We start from the raw sequence: 17420 nt of genomic DNA, 5'->3' as shown, positions 1-17420 counted from the left end.
AGGTCCCGGCCGCCGCGCGGCCGGGACCCGGCCCGCGGGTCAGTCGCGGGTGCCGAACTCCCAGTGCCAGGCCTCGGGCTTGCGCCCGTCCGCCTGGGCCCACTCGGGGTTGCGCCAGCCGAAGCGGCCGGCGTTCTCGACCATCCACGCGTGCTGGGCGCTCGAGCGCTCCTGGATACCGCCGCCCAGGTCGACCGCCACGCCCCAGCCGTGGTTGGAGTAGCCCGGCTTGGCGGCCCAGAACCCGCGGGCGGCCTTGGTGGCGACCTGCGCCTCGAACGAGCGGTAGGTGTCGTTGATCGTCAGGTGCGTCCCGAACCGGGCGCGGTAGGCCTCGTCGAGGCGCTCGAGCGCCTCGGTGGCGTCGCAGCGCAGCCGCTCGCCCGACGCGAACGACAGGTCGCACAGCGCCTCGACGGGCACGTAGCCGTTCCTCGCCCCGGCGGCCAGGCGCGCGGCCTTTTCGGCGCGGCTCTTGTCCACCTTGGTCTTGGCGGCCTGCTGGTCGGCCGCCTCCGGCCGGTCCACCGCCTTCGGCTTCGGCTTCGGCTTGGGGACCGGGCGCGGCGTGACGTCGACGGCCGCCGCCGCGGTGGTCTTCTGCAGCAGCGACTCGAGCGCCTTGGTGGTCTTCGCGAGCTCGGCCGCGGTCTTGGCGCCGAGGGCGCGGGGCTCGGCCGCGCGGGCGGGGGCCGCCGGGGCTGCTGCCGCGGCGTTCGCCGTGGTGCCCTTCGACAGGGTCTTCGACAGCGCCTTCGGCAGGCTCTTCGCGAGGCTCGTGGTGCCGCCCGGCGCGGCCTGCGCCGGCGTGAGGGTCGGGCCGGCGAGGTCCGCCAGCGCGGGCACCGCGGCGACGGTCGCGGACGCGGCGAGGTGGCCGCCCGTGGCGGTGCCGCCGCCGCGGGTCTGCGGGGCGCTCGCCGCGGCCGTGGTGGCGGCGCGCTCCCCGGCCCGGGACGCCACCGCGCCGCGCTGCTCGACGGCGGCGTCGGCCGGCGACGTGGCGGCGGGGGCGGCGCTGGTGCTGCCGTCCACGAGCTTGCGCAGCTGCGCCGTGGCCTTCGCGATCTGCGAGCGCTGCGCGCGGCTGGCGGCGGACTCGCGGACGACGAAGTCGGCGCGGCCGAGCACCTGCCCGGCCTTGGCGAGGGCCTCGGGCGTGGCCTGGGGCACCGGGGCGGTGGGCGTGGCAGGCGTCGTGGCGCTCGCCGCCGGTGCGGCGTCCTGCGCCGGCGCGGCGGCGGCGGTGGTGAGGTTCGCCGTGACGAGGGTGGCGGCCAGCGCGACGGTGGCCAGGGTGGCGCCGCCGGAGCGGCGCAGGCGTGCTCGCCGGGCGTCCCGCTCTCGGCGCAGGGAAGATCGGGTGGGGTTCGTGACAGTCAAGCGCTCGGTTCCTCGAAGGTCCGGTGCGGCGAGCGGATCGCTCGTCTTGGTCGGTCGTCCATGTAAGGCGGCGGCCGGAGGCGTACCAAATATGGTTCCGGTCTGCAACCCGGCCAGACCCGGACAATCCCGGACGACCCGGGGTGCCCAGGCGCGCCCGAGGTGAGTGACCTCACCGCCGGCGGCCCCGCCCGTGGCGCCGCGCGCCGCCGCCCCGCGGTCCGGTGCGCCGGCCCCGCGCGAGCCGCGCCGGCGACCCGCGTGCCCGGCATCCGGGACGCGGCGTCCCGCGGCGGCCGTCGGGACGCGCGGCGGACGCACCGGCGGCGTTCACTGGCTCGCTATGACGACCCCTCGCCCCCGACCGGACGGCACCGGCCCCGTGGACGGCACCGCCCCTGCGGACGGCAGGGCGGACCGCGCCCCGGCCGGGCCCGCCGCCCCCGTGACGGTGTCCGTCCACCGCGTCGTGAGCCCCGACCGCGTGCCCGAGGTCACCGCCTGGGTCCAGGCCGGCGTGCGGCTGGCGAACCGGTGGGACGGCTTCCTCGGTTCCGGCTGGATCCGCGCCGCCGAGGGCTCGAGCGACTGGTACATGCTCTACCGCTTCGCCGACGCCGCGCGGCTCGAGGCATGGGAGCGCTCGGCCGAGCGCGCGCAGTGGCTGGCGCAGGGCGCGGGGCTCGTGCAGGAGCGGCGCGTCGAGCGCCGCACCGGCATCGAGGGCTGGTTCGACGCGCCGCTGCGCACCGACGAGCCCGCGGGCGCCCCGCTGCTGCCCGCCCCGCCGCGGTGGAAGCAGGCCACCGCCATCTGGCTCGGCTTCTTCCCCGTCAACCTCGCGTTCACGCTGCTGCTCGGCTGGGCCGCGCCGTCCTCGGCGCAGTGGCCCGTGCTGGTGCGGGTGCTCGTGTCCACCCTGGTGCTGACGCCGATCATGGCGTGCTGGGTGCTGCCGTGGGTCACCGCCCGCCTGCGGCCCTGGCTGCACGCGCCCCGGCGGGCGCGCGCCGCCGCGGGGTGACCTCGGCGGGCGCCTCGGCGGGCACCTCGGCGGGCACCTCGGCGGGCGCCGGCCACGCCGGGCGTTCGCCAGGAGAGAGACGCCCAGCGAGCACCCAGGGGGACGTTCCTAGGGTGGAGCCATGCCCGCCGACATGCCCTCCGACGCCGAGCTCGAGGCGACCGCGAGCCTGGGCGTGACCTTCGCCTGGGCCCTGGGCGGGGTCGCCGCCGCGTTCGTGCTCGCCACCGTCCTGTCCGTGACCGTGCGCCGCATCGGCCGGCGCAGCCCGCTGGCGCGGGAGATGTCCCTGCGCATGCGCCGTCCCACCCGCGTCCTGCTCATGGTCGTGGCCGTGGCGCTCGCGGTGCGCTACAGCGCCGACCCCGACGAGCCGTGGCTCCCGGTCCTGCAGCACCTGCTGCTCATCGCCGGCATCGTCGCGTTCACGTGGCTCGTGGGGGCGTTCGCGTTCGTGGTCGAGGACCGGGTGCTGGCCCGCGTCCCGCTCGACGTGGCCGACAACCGGCACGCGCGGCGCCTGCGCACCCAGGTCACCATCGTGCGGCGGCTGACCGTGGCCGTCCTGGTGGTGTGCGGCGCGGCCGCGGTGCTGCTCACCTTCCCCGAGGCGCGGGCCGCCGGCGCCAGCCTCTTCGCCTCCGCCGGCCTGCTGTCGATCGTGGCCGGCCTCGCCGCCCAGACCTCGCTGGCCAACGTCTTCGCCGGGATGCAGATCGCGTTCACCGACGCCATCCGGGTCGACGACGTCGTCGTCCTCGAGGGCGAGTGGGGGCGCATCGAGGAGATCACCCTGACGTACGTGGTGGTGCACGTCTGGGACGACCGGCGGCTGATCCTGCCCTCGACCTACTTCACGACCACGCCGTTCCAGAACTGGACGCGCCGCTCCGCCGAGCTGCTCGGCACCGTGGAGCTCGACCTCGACTTCCAGGTGTCGTTCCGGGCGATGCGCGCCGAGCTCGACCGGCTGCTGGCGCGCACCGAGCTGTGGGACGAGCGCGTGGGCATCCTCCAGGTCACGGACGCCGTCGGCGGCACGGTGCGGGTGCGCGTGCTGGTGAGCGCGGTGGACGCGCCGACCCTGTTCGACCTGCGCTGCTTCGTCCGCGAGGGCCTCGTCGAGTGGCTGCAGGCGGAGGCGCCCCAGGCCCTGCCGCGCACCCGCCTCGAGGGCGTCCCGCGCGACGGAGGCTTCCTCGCCGAGCCGGCGTTGCCGCCGCTGGAGGCCGGCGAGGCGGTCGGGGAGGCGGCCCCCGCGCCGGTCGCCGCCGACGGCGGCGCGCCCGTCGGGGCGGGGAACGGCGGGTCGCCGGACCGCGAGGTCCGCCCCGCCGCGGCCGAGGCGCCCGGTGCCGCCGCAGGGCCGGGCCGGGAGCCCCTGGAGCGGGCCGAGGAACGGCCGCACGAGCGGGAGGGCGAGCCGCGCACGGAGCGGCGGCGCACCCCGGCGCGGCGCTCGGTGCGGGTGCGCGTGGCCCCGGACGGCGGCTCGTCGCCGGCGGCGCCCGAGGACCCGACCGTGCTCGTCGCGCCGCCGGGCTCGCGGCGTCGTGCCCACGGCACAGAGCCCGAGGCGGCGCCCGAGGCGGCGCCCGAGGCGGCGCACGAGACGGCGCACGCGGCGGCCGCGGCGCTGGCCGCGGGCGAGACCGTGGTGCTCGGGGCCGTGCGGGCGCCGGACGCCCCCGAGCCGGACGGGGGCGGCGCCGAGCGCTCGGCCCTGTTCACCGGCAGCCTCGCGGCCGTGGAGCGGTCGCGGCACTTCAGCGGCCCGTCGGAGGAGGTGGTCCGCGAGCGCGAGCTGCGCGCGGAGCGGGACCCCACGGTCGAGGCCGCGCCCGCGTCCCACGACGGGGCGGGCGGGGCGGGGCGCCCGGCGGGCGCCACGGCCGTCGGGCCCGACGACGCCGGGCGCGAGCCCTGAGCGGGCCCGCGCCCGGCGGGTGGTGCTGAGCGGCCCCGCGGCGGTCGGCGACCGCCGCGGGGGGGCTCACGCGCGCTCGGTAGCCACGGCGTCGGCCACGAACGCCGCCGGCGCGTCGAGCGCGGCGGTGACCTCGGGCTCCTCGAGCGTGGCGGCCGGCAGGGCCACCGGCTCCCGCTCGGTGGCGCCGACCAGCAGCTCCACCATCGCGGCGCCCTCGGCGTGCGGCAGCGCCAGGCCGAGCGCGGCGGCGAGCGTGGGGGCCTCGTCGATCATCCGGCGGCGGCCGGCGTCGGCGCCCGGCACGAACGCCGGCCCGGCGGCGAGGAACACCGGCTGCGCCCCGTGCCGCGGGTGGTGGCCGTGGTTGCCGAGGTAGCCGCGGAAGTCGTCGTCGCCCTTGCGGACGACCACGCGGCGGTCCAGCGCGCCGCCGACGATCACGCCCGGCTCGGACTCGACCACGTAGGCGAACGGCCCGCCCAGGCCGGTCTCCGCCCGCGCCTCGGCCTCGGTCCACACCCGCTCGACCCGGTACTCCGGTGTCGCCTCGACCTCCCGCAGCAGCTCCTCGACGGCGGCGCGGCGCTCGGGCGTGATGTCGTCGGCGAGGAAGACCTGCCCGGACAGCCCGGCGCTGTGGCAGTAGGCCTCCCAGCCGAGCAGGCGGTGCTCGTCGTCGGTGCGCAGGAAGCCCCGCTCGCGCAGCAGCACGTTGAGGTTGGTGTGCTGCTCGGTGTCGAGGTGGCCGTGGTCGGACACGATGACGACGTTGGTGCGCTCGTGGTCGCCCGTGGCGTCGAGCGCGGCGAGCGCCCGGCCGATCCGCTCGTCGGTGGCCCGCAGCGCCTCGCGCACGTGCTCGCCGGTGGCGCCGTGCAGGTGGCGCGCCGAGTCGACGTCGACGAGGTGCCAGAACAGCACGTCGGGGCGGTCCTCGAGCAGGGTGTCGACGACGACGGCGGTGGACATGTCGTCGTGACGGCGCTTGGGGTGCCACACGGTCTTGTCGCGGTGGCGCTGCCACAGCTCGTGCCCGCGTGGCGAGCAGAACCGCTCCATGGCGGCCTCCAGGCCGCCGAAGTGGTCCTCGTTGGCGATCTCGGGCACCACGACGTCGAACGGCGCCCCGGCGGTGACGGGCCACTGCACGGTCGCGACCGTGAGGCCCGCGGCCTTCGCGGCGTCCATGAGCGTCGGGGCCTGGAGGCGGTCGTACTCCCAGAACCAGTCGGGGTGGGTGATGCCCGGCTGCATGAGGACGTTGTTGAAGATGCCCGAGACGGCCGGCGTGCACCCGGTGACCTGGGCGGTGTGGTTCGGGTAGGTGAGGGTCGGGAAGACCGCCTCGATCTCGGCGACGGCGGCGCGCCCGAGCAGGCGGCCGAACACCGGCAGCGTCCGGGCGTAGGCGATGTCGTCGGCGCCCGACATGGCGTCGACGGAGATGACGATCAGCTTCTGGTTCACGGGGAGCTCCTCGGCGGGGTGCGGCGGGGCGTGCGGCGGGAGGTGCGGGAAAGGGGACGGCCCGGCCGCCCCGAGCGGGGCGACCGGGCCGGCGAGGTCAGGAGCCGAGGACCTTCGCGATGCTCTCGGCGTTCTGCTGGAAGATGCCCTCGAGCTTGCCCTGGAGGTGGGACACCACGGTGGGCACGTCCGCGCCGTCGCCGTAGACCTGCGCCATCGCGGCGTTGATCTCGGTGAGCGACGCCTGGTACCAGCCGATCGGGTCGGCGGTCTGGGCGTTGGCGACCTGCTTCAGCGCCGTGCCGAAGTTCGGGTCGGCCGCGACCAGGTCCTTGACCGTCTGGGTCTCCTGGGCCGCGGTGACGATCGGCAGGTAGCCGGTGTCCTTGTGCCACGTGGCCGAGTTCTCCGGCTGCGCGAGGAACTTGAACAGCTCGGCGCAGGCGTCCTGGCGCTCCTGCGACTCCGCCTTGACGATGCTCAGGCCGGAGCCGCCGGTGGGGACCTTGGGGCCGGGGGTGTCGTGGCCGAGCATGAAGGCCGTGCCGATCTCGAACTCGGCCGCCTCCGTGGCCCCGCGCAGCGACGCCGTCGAGCCGTGCGTCGCGGCGGCGACGCCCGTCTGGAAGTCGGTCATCGCGGCCTTGGCCATGTAGCCGTAGCCGTCGCGGTGGATGAAGTCCTTCTTCCACTGCAGCCACTCGGCGGCCGGGCCGGCGTCGGCCGTCACCTCCGTGTCGGTGGACCACCGGCCGTCCCACGCCCAGATGTGCGACTGGCCGAACCAGCCGTCCTCGGCGCCGAACGCCATCGGCTTGAGCGACTGGCCGCCGGCGTCGAGGGCCAGCAGCGCCGGCGCCATCTCGGCGAACTCGGTCCACGTGGTGGGGCCGGTCTCCGGCAGGCCCGCCTCGCGGAAGCGCTCCCTGTTGAAGTAGAACAGCGGCGTCGAGCGGGCGAACGGCACGACGAACGCCTCGCCGGCGGCGGTCCCCTCGCCGACGTAGTTCTGCATGTACACGTCGAGCGACCACTGGTCGTCGAAGTAGCGGTCCAGCGGGGCCAGGGAGTCGGCCTGCCAGAACTGCAGCCACTGGCGCTCCGGGAAGCAGACGATGTCCGGCACCTGGCGGGCCTGGAGGGCCGCCGTGTACTTCTGGTTCAGGTCGGCGTACGAGCCCTGCGACTCCGCGGCGGCGTAGATCTCGTCCTGGGACTCGTTGAAGGCGTTGAACTGCGCCTGCACGGCCTCGAAGTTCACGCCCGTGAACGGCGCCCAGAACAGGATCGCGGTGCGGCCGGCGTACTGCGACGGCACCTTGACCGGCGCCTGCGAGAAGCCGGAGCGCAGGTTGCTGCTGCCGCCGCTGCTCGCGCCGCCGCCCGCGGCGGGCGACCCGCCGGCGCACGCGGCGAGCGTCGCCGCCGCGCCGCCCGCGCCCAGCAGCGCGAGCAGGGTGCGGCGGTCGAGGACGAGCTGGGAGAGGTTGCTGGACACAGAGGTCTCCTCGGAGTGGGTGTGCAGACCCGGCAGGGGGCCGGGGCGAGGGGGACGGCCCGCAGGCCGGGGGAGCCGGCCGAGGACGCGGCCGGAGGGGGAGCCGGCCGTCGTGGCGGCCGGCCGGGGGCGTCAGCCCTTGAGCGCACCGGCGGCGATGCCGCCCATGATCCGCTTCTGGGCGAGGAAGAAGACGACGAGCATCGGCAGGCCGACCATGACCGTGCCGGCCAGGATCGAGCCCCAGTTGGTGTAGCCCTCCTGGCTGCGCAGGAACATCAGGCCGATCGGCAGCGTGCGCATGTCCGCGGTGCTGGTGACGATGAGCGGCCAGACGAAGTCGTTCCACTTGCCGATGAGCACGATGAGCGTGCCGGTGAGGATCATCGGCTTGCACAGCGGCACGACCAGCGTGAGCATCCGGCGCAGGTGGCCCGCGCCGTCGACCAGCGCGGCGTCGACGAGCTCGCCGGGGACCTGGCGCATCTGCTGGTAGACCAGGAACATCGCGAAGGCGCTGCCCATCCCGGGCAGGATCAGGCCGGCGTAGGTGTTGAGCCAGCCCAGCTCGCCCACGGTGATGTAGTTGACCAGCAGCGTCACGTGGCCCGGCAGCATGAGCGAGCCCAGCACCAGCACGAAGACGGCCTTCTTGAACCGGAACCGCACGAACGCGAACGCGTAGGCGGACAGGACCGCGCAGCCCATCTCGAGGACGGTGCCGACGCCCGTGGTGATGATCGAGTTCACGAAGAACCGGTCGAACGGGGCGGCGTTCCAGGCCTCGGCGAAGTTGGACCACTCGAGGCCGGTGGGCAGCCAGCGCAGCGGCCAGGCGTAGATGTCCTGCTCGGGCTTCACCGACGAGCTGAACAGCCAGTACACCGGGACGACGAACAGCAGCAGCACGCCCGCCAGGAGCACGTACTGGACGATCGTCAGCGGCAGCGGGCGGCGCGTCACGGCGGAACCGGGGCCGGAGGTGGTGGTGCTGCGCCGGCGGCGGCCGCCGCCGCGGGGGCCCGCGGGAGTGGTGGGCGCGGCGTCGGCCGGCGCGGTGGGGGTCTCGACGGCGGCGCTCACGAGTAGTGCACCTTCCTCTCGGCGAAGCGGGTCTGCAGGACGGTGACCACCATGAGGATCACGAACAGGACCGTGGCCGCGGCGGCGGAGGAGCCGATGTCGAACCGCAGGAAGGCCTGGTCGTAGACCATCCAGGTGAGGGTCGTGGAGGAGACCCCGGGCCCGCCGGAGGTCAGGATCGCGATGATGTCGAAGGCCTGGGCGCTGGTGATGATGCCGGTCAGCAGCAGGAAGTAGGTGACCGGGCTGAGCAGCGGCAGCGTCATGCTGCGGAACAGCTTCCAGCCGTGCGCGCCGTCGAGCGACGCTGCCTCGAAGAGGTCCTTCGGCAGGTCGAGGATCGCGGTGTAGTAGATGATCGCGACGAAGCCCAGGCGCTGCCAGGCGTACGCGACGGTGATGGCCCACAGCGACCAGTCCGACGTGGTGGTCCACTGCGGCGAGTCGGCGCCGAAGGCGTTGAACGCCAGGCGGCTCAGGCCGTAGGTGGGGTCGAACATGAACAGCCAGACGATGCCGACGGCGGCGCCCGGCAGCATGTGCGGGGCGAACGTCATGGTCCGGGTCAGGCCGGCGAACCGCAGCCTCCGCGACAGCAGGTAGCCGATGCCCAGCCCGCCGACCAGGGTGCCGCCGACCGTGACCGCGGTGAAGATCCCCGTGTTGGCGAGCACGGTGCCGAACTCCGGGTCCCGGAACAGGTCCACGTAGTTCTGCAGGCCCACGAACACGGGGGACGGGGAGATGAAGTCCCAGTCCATGAGGCTCAGGACGAAGTTGTAGATCGTCGGCCAGTACGAGAACACCAGGATCGCGGCGAGGTTCGGCGCGACCAGCGCGGCGAACAGCAGGCCCTCGCGCAGGCCGCGCCGGCGGCGGACGCGGCGGCGCTCGGCCGACGGGGCCGGGGCGGGAGACGACGCGGGACGGGAGGTGGCCGGGGTGCCGCCCGGGGCCTGCGGCCCGCCGACGTCGGGCCGCGAAGGGGCGGCCGGTTCAGCAACGGTGTGGGTCACGGGCCACATTCGATGGGCCCGCGGTTGCGAGCAGCCGACCGTCAGGCGAATGTGCGCCGAAGCAACGAAGAAAGGTCCGGGAAGGTCCGGCGACCTCGGCGCGAACGGAAGATGACCGCCAGGGGGCGGCCCCGTGCGCGTCGCCCCGGGTCACCCGCGGGCGAGACGTGGGCAGCGCTCGTGGACCTGGTCAGCCCTCGTGCCGCCCGTCCAGGGCGCGCAGCACCTCGGTCTCCTCGGCCGCCGTCAGCCCGGTGACCGTGGCGGCGGGCGTGGCGCGCAGCCACGCCAGCGTGTCGCGGGCGGTCTCGGCGACCGGCCGCGGCCGCAGCCCCGCCGCGAGGGACGCGGCGACGTCGTGGGCGGCCATCCCGCCGAGCTCCGGGCGGGGCAGCCACAGCGGCAGCGACCGCTCCCCGGACCACGGCACCACCCCGGCGGCCTCGAGGGCCCCCCGCGGCACCCACCGCCAGGCCGGCGCCGCGCCGCACCCCGCGGCGACCTCGGCCAGCAGGTCGCCGAGCGGAACCGGCGGCGCGACCGCGTCGAGCACGCCGTCGGCCCGCGCCTCCGCGAGGTCGACGAGCCACGTCGCGAGGTCGCGCACGTCGACCACCTGGACGAGGTCGGCGGGGTCCCCGGGCGCCAGCACGGGGGCGCCCGGCTGCCCGGCCGCCCGCGCCAGCCGCGCGACCCAGTAGGTGAACCGGCCCGTCGGGTCGCCCGGGCCCACGATGAGGCCCGGGCGCACCACCGTGCTGCCGGCGGCGCCGGCCCGCACGAGCTCCTCGCAGGCCACCTTCGCGCCGCCGTAGGTGGCGGGGTCCAGGCCGTCGGCGTCCTCGGGGATCGCGGCGCGCAGCGGCAGCGTGCCGGGGCGGCCGCCGGGCGTCGACTCGTCGGCGTAGACGTTGATCGTCGAGACGAAGACCCAGTGCGCGTGCGGCACGGCGGCCACCGCGGTGCGCACGTGCGAGGGGCGCCGGGCGACGTCGACGACGGCGTCGAACGGCTCGGCGGCGAGCGCGGCCGGCAGGCCCGCGTCGCGGTCGGCGACGACGTGCCGCACCCCGGGCGGGACCGTGCCCGAGACGCCGCGGCTCACGGCCACGACGTCGTGGCCGCGGGCGAGCGCCTCGGCCGCGACGGCCTTCGAGAGGAACACGGTCCCGCCGAGCACCAGGAGCCTCATGCGGCCACCCTGGCCGCTCGCTGCCCTGGCGGCGAGGGGTGTCGCTCAGGGCAGAAGCCCGGCCCCCGCGGCACGCGCGGCACGGCCCTCGAGCCAGCCCGCGAGCCGGTCCGGGCGGTCGGTGATGACGGCGTCGACGCCGGCGGCGAGCAGGCCGTCCCACTGCTGCGCGTCGTTCGCGGTCCACGTCATGACCCGCAGGCCGGCGTCGTGCAGCCGCCCCACGAGCGCCGGGTCCGTCAGCACCATCCCGACGTACGGGTTGCACGCGACCACCGCGAGCTCGGCGGCCACCTCGAGCAGGCGGTCCCACGCCTGGTGCACGAGCCAGCCGCGCGGCAGGTGCGGGGCGACGTCGCGCAGCGCGGCGACGGTCACGGGGTGGAAGGACTGCACGACGACGCGGTCGGCCAGGCCGGCCGCGTCGACCGCGTCGGTGACCCGGCGGGCGTCGTCCGTGGCCCACGAGCCCTTGAGCTCCAGCAGCAGGTCGGTGCCGGGCCGGGCGGCCAGCAGGTCGAGCACCTCGGTGAACGTCGGGACGCGCTGGCCGGCGTACGCGGGGGAGAACGTCACCCCGGCGTCGAGCGCCCGCAGGGCCGCCAGCGGCATCGCGCCGACCGCGCCCGAGCCGTCCGTCGTGGCGTCGACGGTGTCGTCGTGGATGACGACCACCTCGCCGTCCGCGGAGAGCTGGACGTCGATCTCCACCGCGTGGGCCTGCGCCCGCCATGCCGACTCGAGGGCGGCGAGCGTGTTCTGCGGGGCGACGGAGGAGTTGCCGCGGTGGGCGACGACGACGGGGGAGGGGGCGGCGCCTGAGGGCGACGGGGACGGCAGCAGCGTGGTCACGCCGCCACGCTAGGGGCCGGCGAGCACGGTGCGAGCGCCCACCCCGTGGCGCGGGCGGAAGTTCGCCGAGCCTTCACGCGCGCGTCGACCCCGCGCCACCGGACGCCAACGGACGATGGCCCCGGGCCACCGTCGGCGGCCGTTGCCCGGAGCGTGGAACGCCCTGACGTGCAGCGATGTCGAGAATTGAGGACTTTCGCAGAACCGTTGCGAACTTTCACCCTGCGGTCGTCCCGATTCAACCTTGTGGCCCCGCTCACGCCGCACGTCTACTGGTCGCACCACGTTGCAGAGCAGGCGCCAGGGGGGCGCAGGCCGGCTCGAGAAAACGCCGCACGGAGCGGCGTCACATCCGGTCCACCCGTCACAGGGGCACCCATGAGCTCTCGCCGCAACCCCCCGCCGCCGCCCGGCACGCCGCACCCGCACGGCCGCTGTCGAGCACGTCGGTCCCTCGCCGCCCCGCGCAGACGCCCGGCGAGCTGAGCCGCCCCAGCGAACCCACCATCCTCGGCCGACGGCCGCCCGCGCAGCGCGGAGCCACCGCTCCTGGCGCGCCGGCCGCGTCGTCGCCGCCCCGTCCAGAGGAACCTCCATGGTCGTCGAGAAGGACTTCGTGCGCCCAAAAACGGGTGCACCCACGCTCACCCGGGCGCGAGTGCGGTCGCTGTCCGCCCGCGTCTGGGAGCGGGCGGTGCGACGCCGCGTCGCGCTGACGGACGCGGGCGCCGTCGCCATCACGCTCACCGTCGCCTACGTGCTGCGGTTCGAGCAGATCGGCCTCGGCGGCGCCGAGACCGTGCACGTGCGCGACCAGTACGTGCTGGTCTCCGTCGTCATGTTCCTCACCTGGCTCGCGGCGCTGCGCTTCGGCGAGGCCCACGACCCGAAGCTCATGGGCACCGACCCGCACGAGTACATCCGCGTCACCAACGTGACGCTCGCCTACTTCGGCGCCGTCGCCGTGGTCGCCTACCTGCTGCGGTACGACCTGGCGCGCGGGTACGTCGCGATCGCCATGCCGCTGGGCCTGGTGCTGCTCAACCTCGGGCGGCTGGTGCACCGGCGCCTGCTCGAGTCGGAGCGGCGGGCCGGCCGGCACATCACGCGGGCCCTCGTGGTCGGCGGCCGGGACAGCGTCACCCAGCTGGTGGACGAGCTGAGCCGCGACCCCCGGGTCGTCCTCGAGACCATCGCCGCCTGCGTGCCGGGCGGGGCGATCGAGCCGTTCGAGGACGTGCGCGGCGTGCCCGTGGTCGGCGACGTCCCGGACGCCGCACAGCGGGCGCGCCACCTGGGCGCCGACGCCGTGATCGTCACGAGCTGCGACATGGTCACGCCGCGCTCGGTCAAGCGCCTCGCGTGGGACCTGGAGTCGGTCGGCGCCGACCTCATCCTGGCGCCCGCGCTGACGGACGTGGCCGGGCCGCGCGTGCGGACGCGGCCCGTGGCGGGCCTGCCGCTGATGCACGTGGAGGCGCCCGGCTACACCGGCCCGCAGCTGGTGGTGAAGCGCACGTTCGACCTGGTGGGTGCCGTGGCCCTCCTGCTCGTCCTGGCGGTGCCGCTGGCCGTGATCGCCCTGGCCGTGCTGCTGACGAGCCCCGGGCCGGTCTTCTTCGCGCAGGAGCGCATCGGCCTCGGCGGCCGCCCCTTCACGATGTACAAGTTCCGGTCGATGGTGCCGGACGCCGAGGCGCGGCTGGAGAGCATCCGCATCCTCGACGAGGGCAACGGCCTGCTGTTCAAGATGAAGGACGACCCGCGGGTCACCCGGATCGGCAAGTTCCTGCGCCGCTACTCCCTCGACGAGCTGCCGCAGCTGTTCAACGTGGTCACCGGCGCGATGAGCCTGGTGGGCCCGCGCCCGCAGCTGCCCCGCGAGGTCGCGCTGCACGACGGCGAGATCGGCCGGCGCCTGCTGGTGCGGCCCGGGCTCACCGGGCTGTGGCAGGTCAAGGGCCGCTCGGACCTCTCCCTCGAGGAGAGCAAGCGGCTGGACCTCTACTACGTCGAGAACTGGAGCCCGGTCGCCGACATGGGGATCCTCCTCAAGACCTTCCGAGCGGTGGTGAGCCGTCGTGGCGCTTACTGACCTCGCCCGCACGGGCACCGCGCGCACCGCCGGCGCCCGGTCGGCCGCCGAGCCCGACGCCGTCCGCGGCGGAGGGGTGCTGGTGCACGAGTGGATCGAGCGCACCGGCGGCGCCGAGCGCGTGCTCGACCACCTCGTCGAGGAGTTCCCCGAGGCGCCGGTCATGTGCCTGTGGGACGACGCGCCGGGACGCTACCCGGGCACCACGGTCCGCGAGTCGGTGCTGGCGCGCACCCCGCTGCGGCGGCACAAGGCGCTGACCGCCCCGCTCATGCCGTCGGTGTGGCACCGGCCGTGGCCGGGCGTCGAGGACCCCGAGTGGGTGCTCGCGACCAGTCACTCCTTCGGCCACCACTTCTGCACCGGCCCGGCCGCGCGCGGCGCGCGCACCCTCGCGTACGTCCACACCCCGGCCCGCTTCCTGTGGGCGCCGGAGAGCGACCCGCGCGGCCGGCACCCTGTCGTCGGGCTGGCCGCCCCCGCGCTGCGCCGCGTCGACCGTCGCCGTGCGCGGCGGCTCGACGACGTCGCGGCGAACAGCCGCTTCGTCCGGGCCCGCATCGCGCTCAGCTGGGGCCGCGACGCGCGCGTCATCCACCCGCCGGTCGACGTGGCCGCCCTGACGCGGGTCGCGGACTGGGCGGACGAGGTCGCCGGCGACGAGCGCGCCGTCCTCGACTCCCTGCCGGCGGCCTTCGTGCTCGGGGCCTCCCGCCTGGTGGCCTACAAGCGCCTCGACCTGGTCATCCGGGCGGGCGAGGCGGTGGGCCTGCCCGTGGTGCTGGTCGGCGAGGGGCCGCAGGCGGGCCGGCTCGCGGAGCTGGCCGCCGCGGCGTCCGTGCCGGTGCGGTTCGTCGGCGCGGTCTCGGACGCGCTGCTGCGGGCGCTCATGCAGCGGGCGCTGGCCTACGTGTTCCCGCCGGTCGAGGACTTCGGGATCCTGCCCGTCGAGGCCATGGCGCTCGGGGCGCCCACGGTGGTCAACGCCGAGGGCGGCGCCCGCGAGAGCGTCGAGCGGCTCGGCCTCGGCGTCGTCGCCGAGAGCCTCGACGACGCCGGCCTGCGCCGTGCGGTCGAGGCCGCCGCCGCCCTGCCGCGCGCTGACGTCAGCGCGCTGGCGGAGCGCACCTTCGGTGTCCGTCGGTTCCGTCGCGAGGTGCGCGACTGGGTCGACGGGGGATGACTCCGGTCGCCTTCGGGCGTCCGGTGCGCCACGCCGGTCGGGCTGCCATACCCCCCTGGGCAGCCCGACCGGCGTCGGTGTTTCCTGTGCCGGTGTCTCCAGCGGGTGCCGACGGTGCCGGCGTCAGGCGTGCGGCACGACGACGGCGCGGCCGCTGAGCTCGCCGGCCTCGAGGCGGCGGTAGGCGTCGAGCGCGTCGTCCATGGCGAACCGCTCGACCTGCGGGGTGATCTGGCCGGCCCGGTACATGGCCACGACCTCGTAGAGCTCCTCGATGGTGCCCCAGTAGGTGTTGGTCAGCTCGGCCTCGTACGGGTTGCCGAAGAAGGACCAGTCCACGGTGCCGTTGGCCACGCCGACCACGGTGATGCGGCCCTGGCGCGCGACGACCTGCTGCGCGGTGCGGATCGTGGGCGCGGCACCGACGAAGTCGAACACGGCGTCGACGCCCCGGCCGCCGGTGAGCTCGCGGATCGCCTCGACCTGGCCCTCGCCGCCCGGCACGGTGACGGCGCCGTTCGCCGCCGCGCGCTCCATGGCGTCGGCCTTCATGTCGGTGGCGATGACGGTGGCACCGGTGAGCGCGGTGAGGATCTGCACGGCGACCTGCCCGAGGCCGCCGAGGCCGATGACCAGGGCGGTGCGCCCGCCGCCCGCGAGCTTCGGCAGGGCGAGCTTGATGGCGTGGTACGGCGTGAGGCCGGCGTCGCTGAGCGGCGCGGCGGCCACCGGGTCGGCGTCGCCGAGCGGCACGAGGTTGCGGGCCGGCACGGTCACGTACTCCGCCATGCCGCCGTCGCGGCCGATGCCGGTGGCCAGGTAGTCCATCGACGCGACGTTGTGGCAGTAGGTGTCCTGGCCGCGGGAGCAGGCGGGGCAGTGGCCGCAGCCGATGGGGCCGTACACGAGGTAGGCGGCGCCCTTCTCGAACCCGGTCACGCCGACGCCGACCTCCTCGACCCAGCCCGAGACCTCGTGGCCCAGCACGAAGGCCGGCGGGATGGCGCCGGGGGTGTCCGGGGTGAACTCCTTGTAGATGCTGACGTCGGAGTGGCAGGCGCCCGAGCCGGCGACCTTCAGCAGCACCTCGCCGGGGCCCGGTGTCGGGCGCGCGACCTCGGTCAGCGAGGGGAACGTCTGGAAGTGCTCGAAGACGACGGCGCGCATCGCGGCGGCGGTGGTTGCGGTGCCCTCCGGGGCGGTGGTGGTCACGTCCTGGCCTTTCGACGGAACGGCGGACGGACCGGGCGGCCCGCCCTCCCGGTCAGTCTTCGCCCCGGTACGGGGCTCTCGGCGCCAGGACAGGTGGTGGGGGTGATGTTTGTGAGCCGATTCACGACCGTCCGGTCGGGGTGCCGCCCGGTCGGGTGAGGAATCGGGTGAGCCGGGGGGTGAAAACCCCGCCCGGCCCCGGCGCCGGGCGGTCGGCCCTGCCCTCCGGCGCGATGCTGCGGTGATGGAGGAGCGGCTCCACCGGTACGTGCGCCTGGTGCTCGAGGTCGAGGTCGAGGTGGTCGACCCTGCGGCGCTGCGCGCGGCCGTGCTCAAGTGCTCCTCGGACGACGAGCTCTGGGCCGTGATCGAACGGGCGGTGTCGGAGCGCCCGCTGCGGGACCGCAACGAGCACGACGCCGCCACCGCGGCCACCGACGCCCTGTGGGAGTCGCGGGCGTGGCCGATCTTCGTGCAGCGCCTGCGGGCTGCCGGGCTGTCGGCCGTCGCCTACAGCAGCTTCATCCCGCGGATCCGCAAGGACGACGACCCGGACACGCTGCGCGCGATCCCGGAGCTGCCGGCGCGGCGCAACGACGGATCGGTGCCGCGCGCGGCGGAGCGGTCGGCGTCGGTGGAGGAGGACGGGCTGTCCTGACGCGTCCCGAGCGGTCCGCTCGGTGCCGTCGACCGGTCAGCCGCCGGAGCCCGTGGGGTCGACCGGCGCCCGGTCACCCGCCGGCAGGTCACCCCGCTCGACCGGCCGGGACGCCTCCGGGACGTCGGCGAAGAGTTCGCCGAGCTCGCCCGCGGTAGGCACGCGCACGGCGCCCGCCGCCGCCCGCATGGTCGCCGCGTCGACGTCCGTGCCCTCCAGGCGCACCGTGGCCTGGCCCAGGGTGGCGGTGCACGCGTAGGCCGACCGTCCGACGTCGGGGAGCGTCTCGCAGGGCTCGTCCGCGCCCCCTCGGTCGGTCGTCAGGAGCACCGTGGCGACGCCGGCGTCACCGCTGCGGACGTACGCCGCAGACATCCCGTCGGTGCCCGAGACGCCCACCGACTGCGGTGCCAGCTCGAAGCCCTCGAGGTCGAGCACGTACACGAGCTCGGGTGCCACGCCGGCCGGAGCGGCCCGGGCCGCGATCGCCGCCGGGTCGGCCCGCTCGGCGGGGCGGGCACAGCCGGCGACCGCGACGCCGACGGCCAGCCCGGCCGTGACGGCTGCCAGGGCGGCGCTCGTGAGGCGGTGCCGGTCGGGAGCCATGGCGGCACGCTATCGGACCGTGACGGCGGTCACGTCGAGCACCGACGACGAGGACGGGTCGTGCCGGTCGGGTGGGCCCCGTGGGGATCGAACCCACAACCCGCGGATTAAAAGTCCGCTGCTCTGCCGATTGAGCTAGAGGCCCGGGGGCGGCGCACTTCAGTCGGGAGAACCCAGGGGACCAGGGGAAGGGAAACCCTGCCTCGACGCCCAGCGCTGAC

Annotated in this window: 14 protein-coding genes and 1 tRNA gene; 5 read left to right on the top strand and 10 right to left on the bottom strand. The window is 75.5% G+C overall.

Annotation, left to right across the window (positions count from 1 at the left end; genetic code table 11):
* Positions 1–39 precede the first annotated feature (39 nt).
* Positions 40–1383, bottom strand: coding sequence for a D-alanyl-D-alanine carboxypeptidase family protein (locus tag U5M74_RS13240; RefSeq protein ID WP_410909408.1), 1344 nt, complete (start codon positions 1381–1383; stop codon positions 40–42).
* A gap of 343 nt (positions 1384–1726) precedes the next feature.
* Between U5M74_RS13240 and U5M74_RS13235 the strand changes: the two genes are divergently transcribed.
* Positions 1727–2407 carry an antibiotic biosynthesis monooxygenase gene (locus U5M74_RS13235; protein WP_410909407.1) on the top strand — a complete coding sequence of 227 codons (681 nt, stop codon included), beginning with the start codon at positions 1727–1729 and terminating at the stop codon, positions 2405–2407.
* A gap of 121 nt (positions 2408–2528) precedes the next feature.
* On the top strand, positions 2529–4334 hold the full coding sequence (locus U5M74_RS13230) for a mechanosensitive ion channel domain-containing protein (protein ID WP_410909406.1): 1806 nt from the start codon (positions 2529–2531) through the stop codon (positions 4332–4334).
* A 66-nt stretch (positions 4335–4400) separates the two neighbouring features.
* Here U5M74_RS13230 and U5M74_RS13225 read toward each other — a convergent pair whose 3' ends face one another.
* The 6 genes from U5M74_RS13225 to U5M74_RS13200 form a co-directional block, all read right to left on the bottom strand.
* Entirely contained in the window at positions 4401–5804 is a 1404-nt protein-coding gene (locus U5M74_RS13225; RefSeq protein ID WP_410909405.1) for an ectonucleotide pyrophosphatase/phosphodiesterase, read from the bottom strand.
* Positions 5805–5901: 97 nt separating this feature from the next.
* Positions 5902–7302: an ABC transporter substrate-binding protein gene (locus U5M74_RS13220; protein ID WP_410909404.1), complete on the bottom strand. Its 1401-nt coding sequence runs from the start codon at positions 7300–7302 to the stop codon at positions 5902–5904.
* Positions 7303–7434: 132 nt separating this feature from the next.
* A complete protein-coding gene (locus U5M74_RS13215) occupies positions 7435–8385 on the bottom strand; it encodes a carbohydrate ABC transporter permease (protein WP_410909403.1) in 951 nt (316 codons plus the stop codon).
* A complete protein-coding gene (locus tag U5M74_RS13210) occupies positions 8382–9401 on the bottom strand; it encodes a carbohydrate ABC transporter permease (RefSeq protein WP_410909402.1) in 1020 nt (339 codons plus the stop codon). The genes U5M74_RS13215 and U5M74_RS13210 overlap by 4 nt, the downstream gene beginning before the upstream one ends.
* Before the next feature lie 190 nt (positions 9402–9591).
* Positions 9592–10593, bottom strand: a complete 1002-nt coding sequence (locus U5M74_RS13205) for an NAD-dependent epimerase/dehydratase family protein (RefSeq protein ID WP_410909401.1) — start codon at positions 10591–10593, stop codon at positions 9592–9594.
* 45 nt (positions 10594–10638) lie between these two features.
* Positions 10639–11445, bottom strand: a complete 807-nt coding sequence (locus tag U5M74_RS13200; RefSeq protein ID WP_410909400.1) for a glycerophosphodiester phosphodiesterase — start codon at positions 11443–11445, stop codon at positions 10639–10641.
* Positions 11446–12040: 595 nt separating this feature from the next.
* Between U5M74_RS13200 and U5M74_RS13195 the strand changes: the two genes are divergently transcribed.
* Entirely contained in the window at positions 12041–13540 is a 1500-nt protein-coding gene (locus U5M74_RS13195; RefSeq protein ID WP_410909399.1) for a sugar transferase, read from the top strand.
* Complete coding sequence (locus U5M74_RS13190; protein ID WP_410909398.1) at positions 13527–14723, top strand: glycosyltransferase; 1197 nt, start codon at positions 13527–13529, stop codon at positions 14721–14723. Before U5M74_RS13195 ends, U5M74_RS13190 begins: the two co-directional genes overlap by 14 nt.
* Positions 14724–14846: 123 nt before the next feature.
* Here the strand turns inward: U5M74_RS13190 and U5M74_RS13185 are convergent, their stop codons facing one another.
* Complete coding sequence (locus tag U5M74_RS13185) at positions 14847–15890, bottom strand: NAD(P)-dependent alcohol dehydrogenase (RefSeq protein WP_410909412.1); 1044 nt, start codon at positions 15888–15890, stop codon at positions 14847–14849.
* 289 nt (positions 15891–16179) lie between these two features.
* Here U5M74_RS13185 and U5M74_RS13180 point away from each other — a divergent pair, with 289 nt between their 5' ends.
* Positions 16180–16593 carry a hypothetical protein gene (locus U5M74_RS13180; protein ID WP_410909397.1) on the top strand — a complete coding sequence of 138 codons (414 nt, stop codon included), beginning with the start codon at positions 16180–16182 and terminating at the stop codon, positions 16591–16593.
* Between the two features lie 36 nt (positions 16594–16629).
* Here U5M74_RS13180 and U5M74_RS13175 read toward each other — a convergent pair whose 3' ends face one another.
* Positions 16630–17199: a hypothetical protein gene (locus U5M74_RS13175; protein ID WP_410909396.1), complete on the bottom strand. Its 570-nt coding sequence runs from the start codon at positions 17197–17199 to the stop codon at positions 16630–16632.
* Positions 17200–17271: 72 nt separating this feature from the next.
* Positions 17272–17344: transfer RNA gene (locus U5M74_RS13170), tRNA-Lys, on the bottom strand.
* Between the last annotated feature and the right edge of the window lie 76 nt (positions 17345–17420).

Origin of the sequence: Puerhibacterium sp. TATVAM-FAB25 (genome assembly GCF_046535855.1) — a bacterium.
Lineage (GTDB): Bacteria > Actinomycetota > Actinomycetes > Actinomycetales > Cellulomonadaceae > Puerhibacterium > Puerhibacterium variabilis_A.
This window is presented reverse-complemented; position numbering and strand designations above follow the sequence as displayed.

Coding starts and splice junctions, on each gene's coding strand:
- U5M74_RS13195 (WP_410909399.1), top strand. CDS start 12,041: ATGGTCGTCGAGAAGGACTTCGTGCGCCCAAAAACGGGTGCACCCACG.
- U5M74_RS13175 (WP_410909396.1), bottom strand. CDS start 17,199: ATGGCTCCCGACCGGCACCGCCTCACGAGCGCCGCCCTGGCAGCCGTC.
- U5M74_RS13185 (WP_410909412.1), bottom strand. CDS start 15,890: ATGCGCGCCGTCGTCTTCGAGCACTTCCAGACGTTCCCCTCGCTGACC.
- U5M74_RS13235 (WP_410909407.1), top strand. CDS start 1,727: ATGACGACCCCTCGCCCCCGACCGGACGGCACCGGCCCCGTGGACGGC.
- U5M74_RS13230 (WP_410909406.1), top strand. CDS start 2,529: ATGCCCGCCGACATGCCCTCCGACGCCGAGCTCGAGGCGACCGCGAGC.
- U5M74_RS13205 (WP_410909401.1), bottom strand. CDS start 10,593: ATGAGGCTCCTGGTGCTCGGCGGGACCGTGTTCCTCTCGAAGGCCGTC.
- U5M74_RS13180 (WP_410909397.1), top strand. CDS start 16,180: ATGGAGGAGCGGCTCCACCGGTACGTGCGCCTGGTGCTCGAGGTCGAG.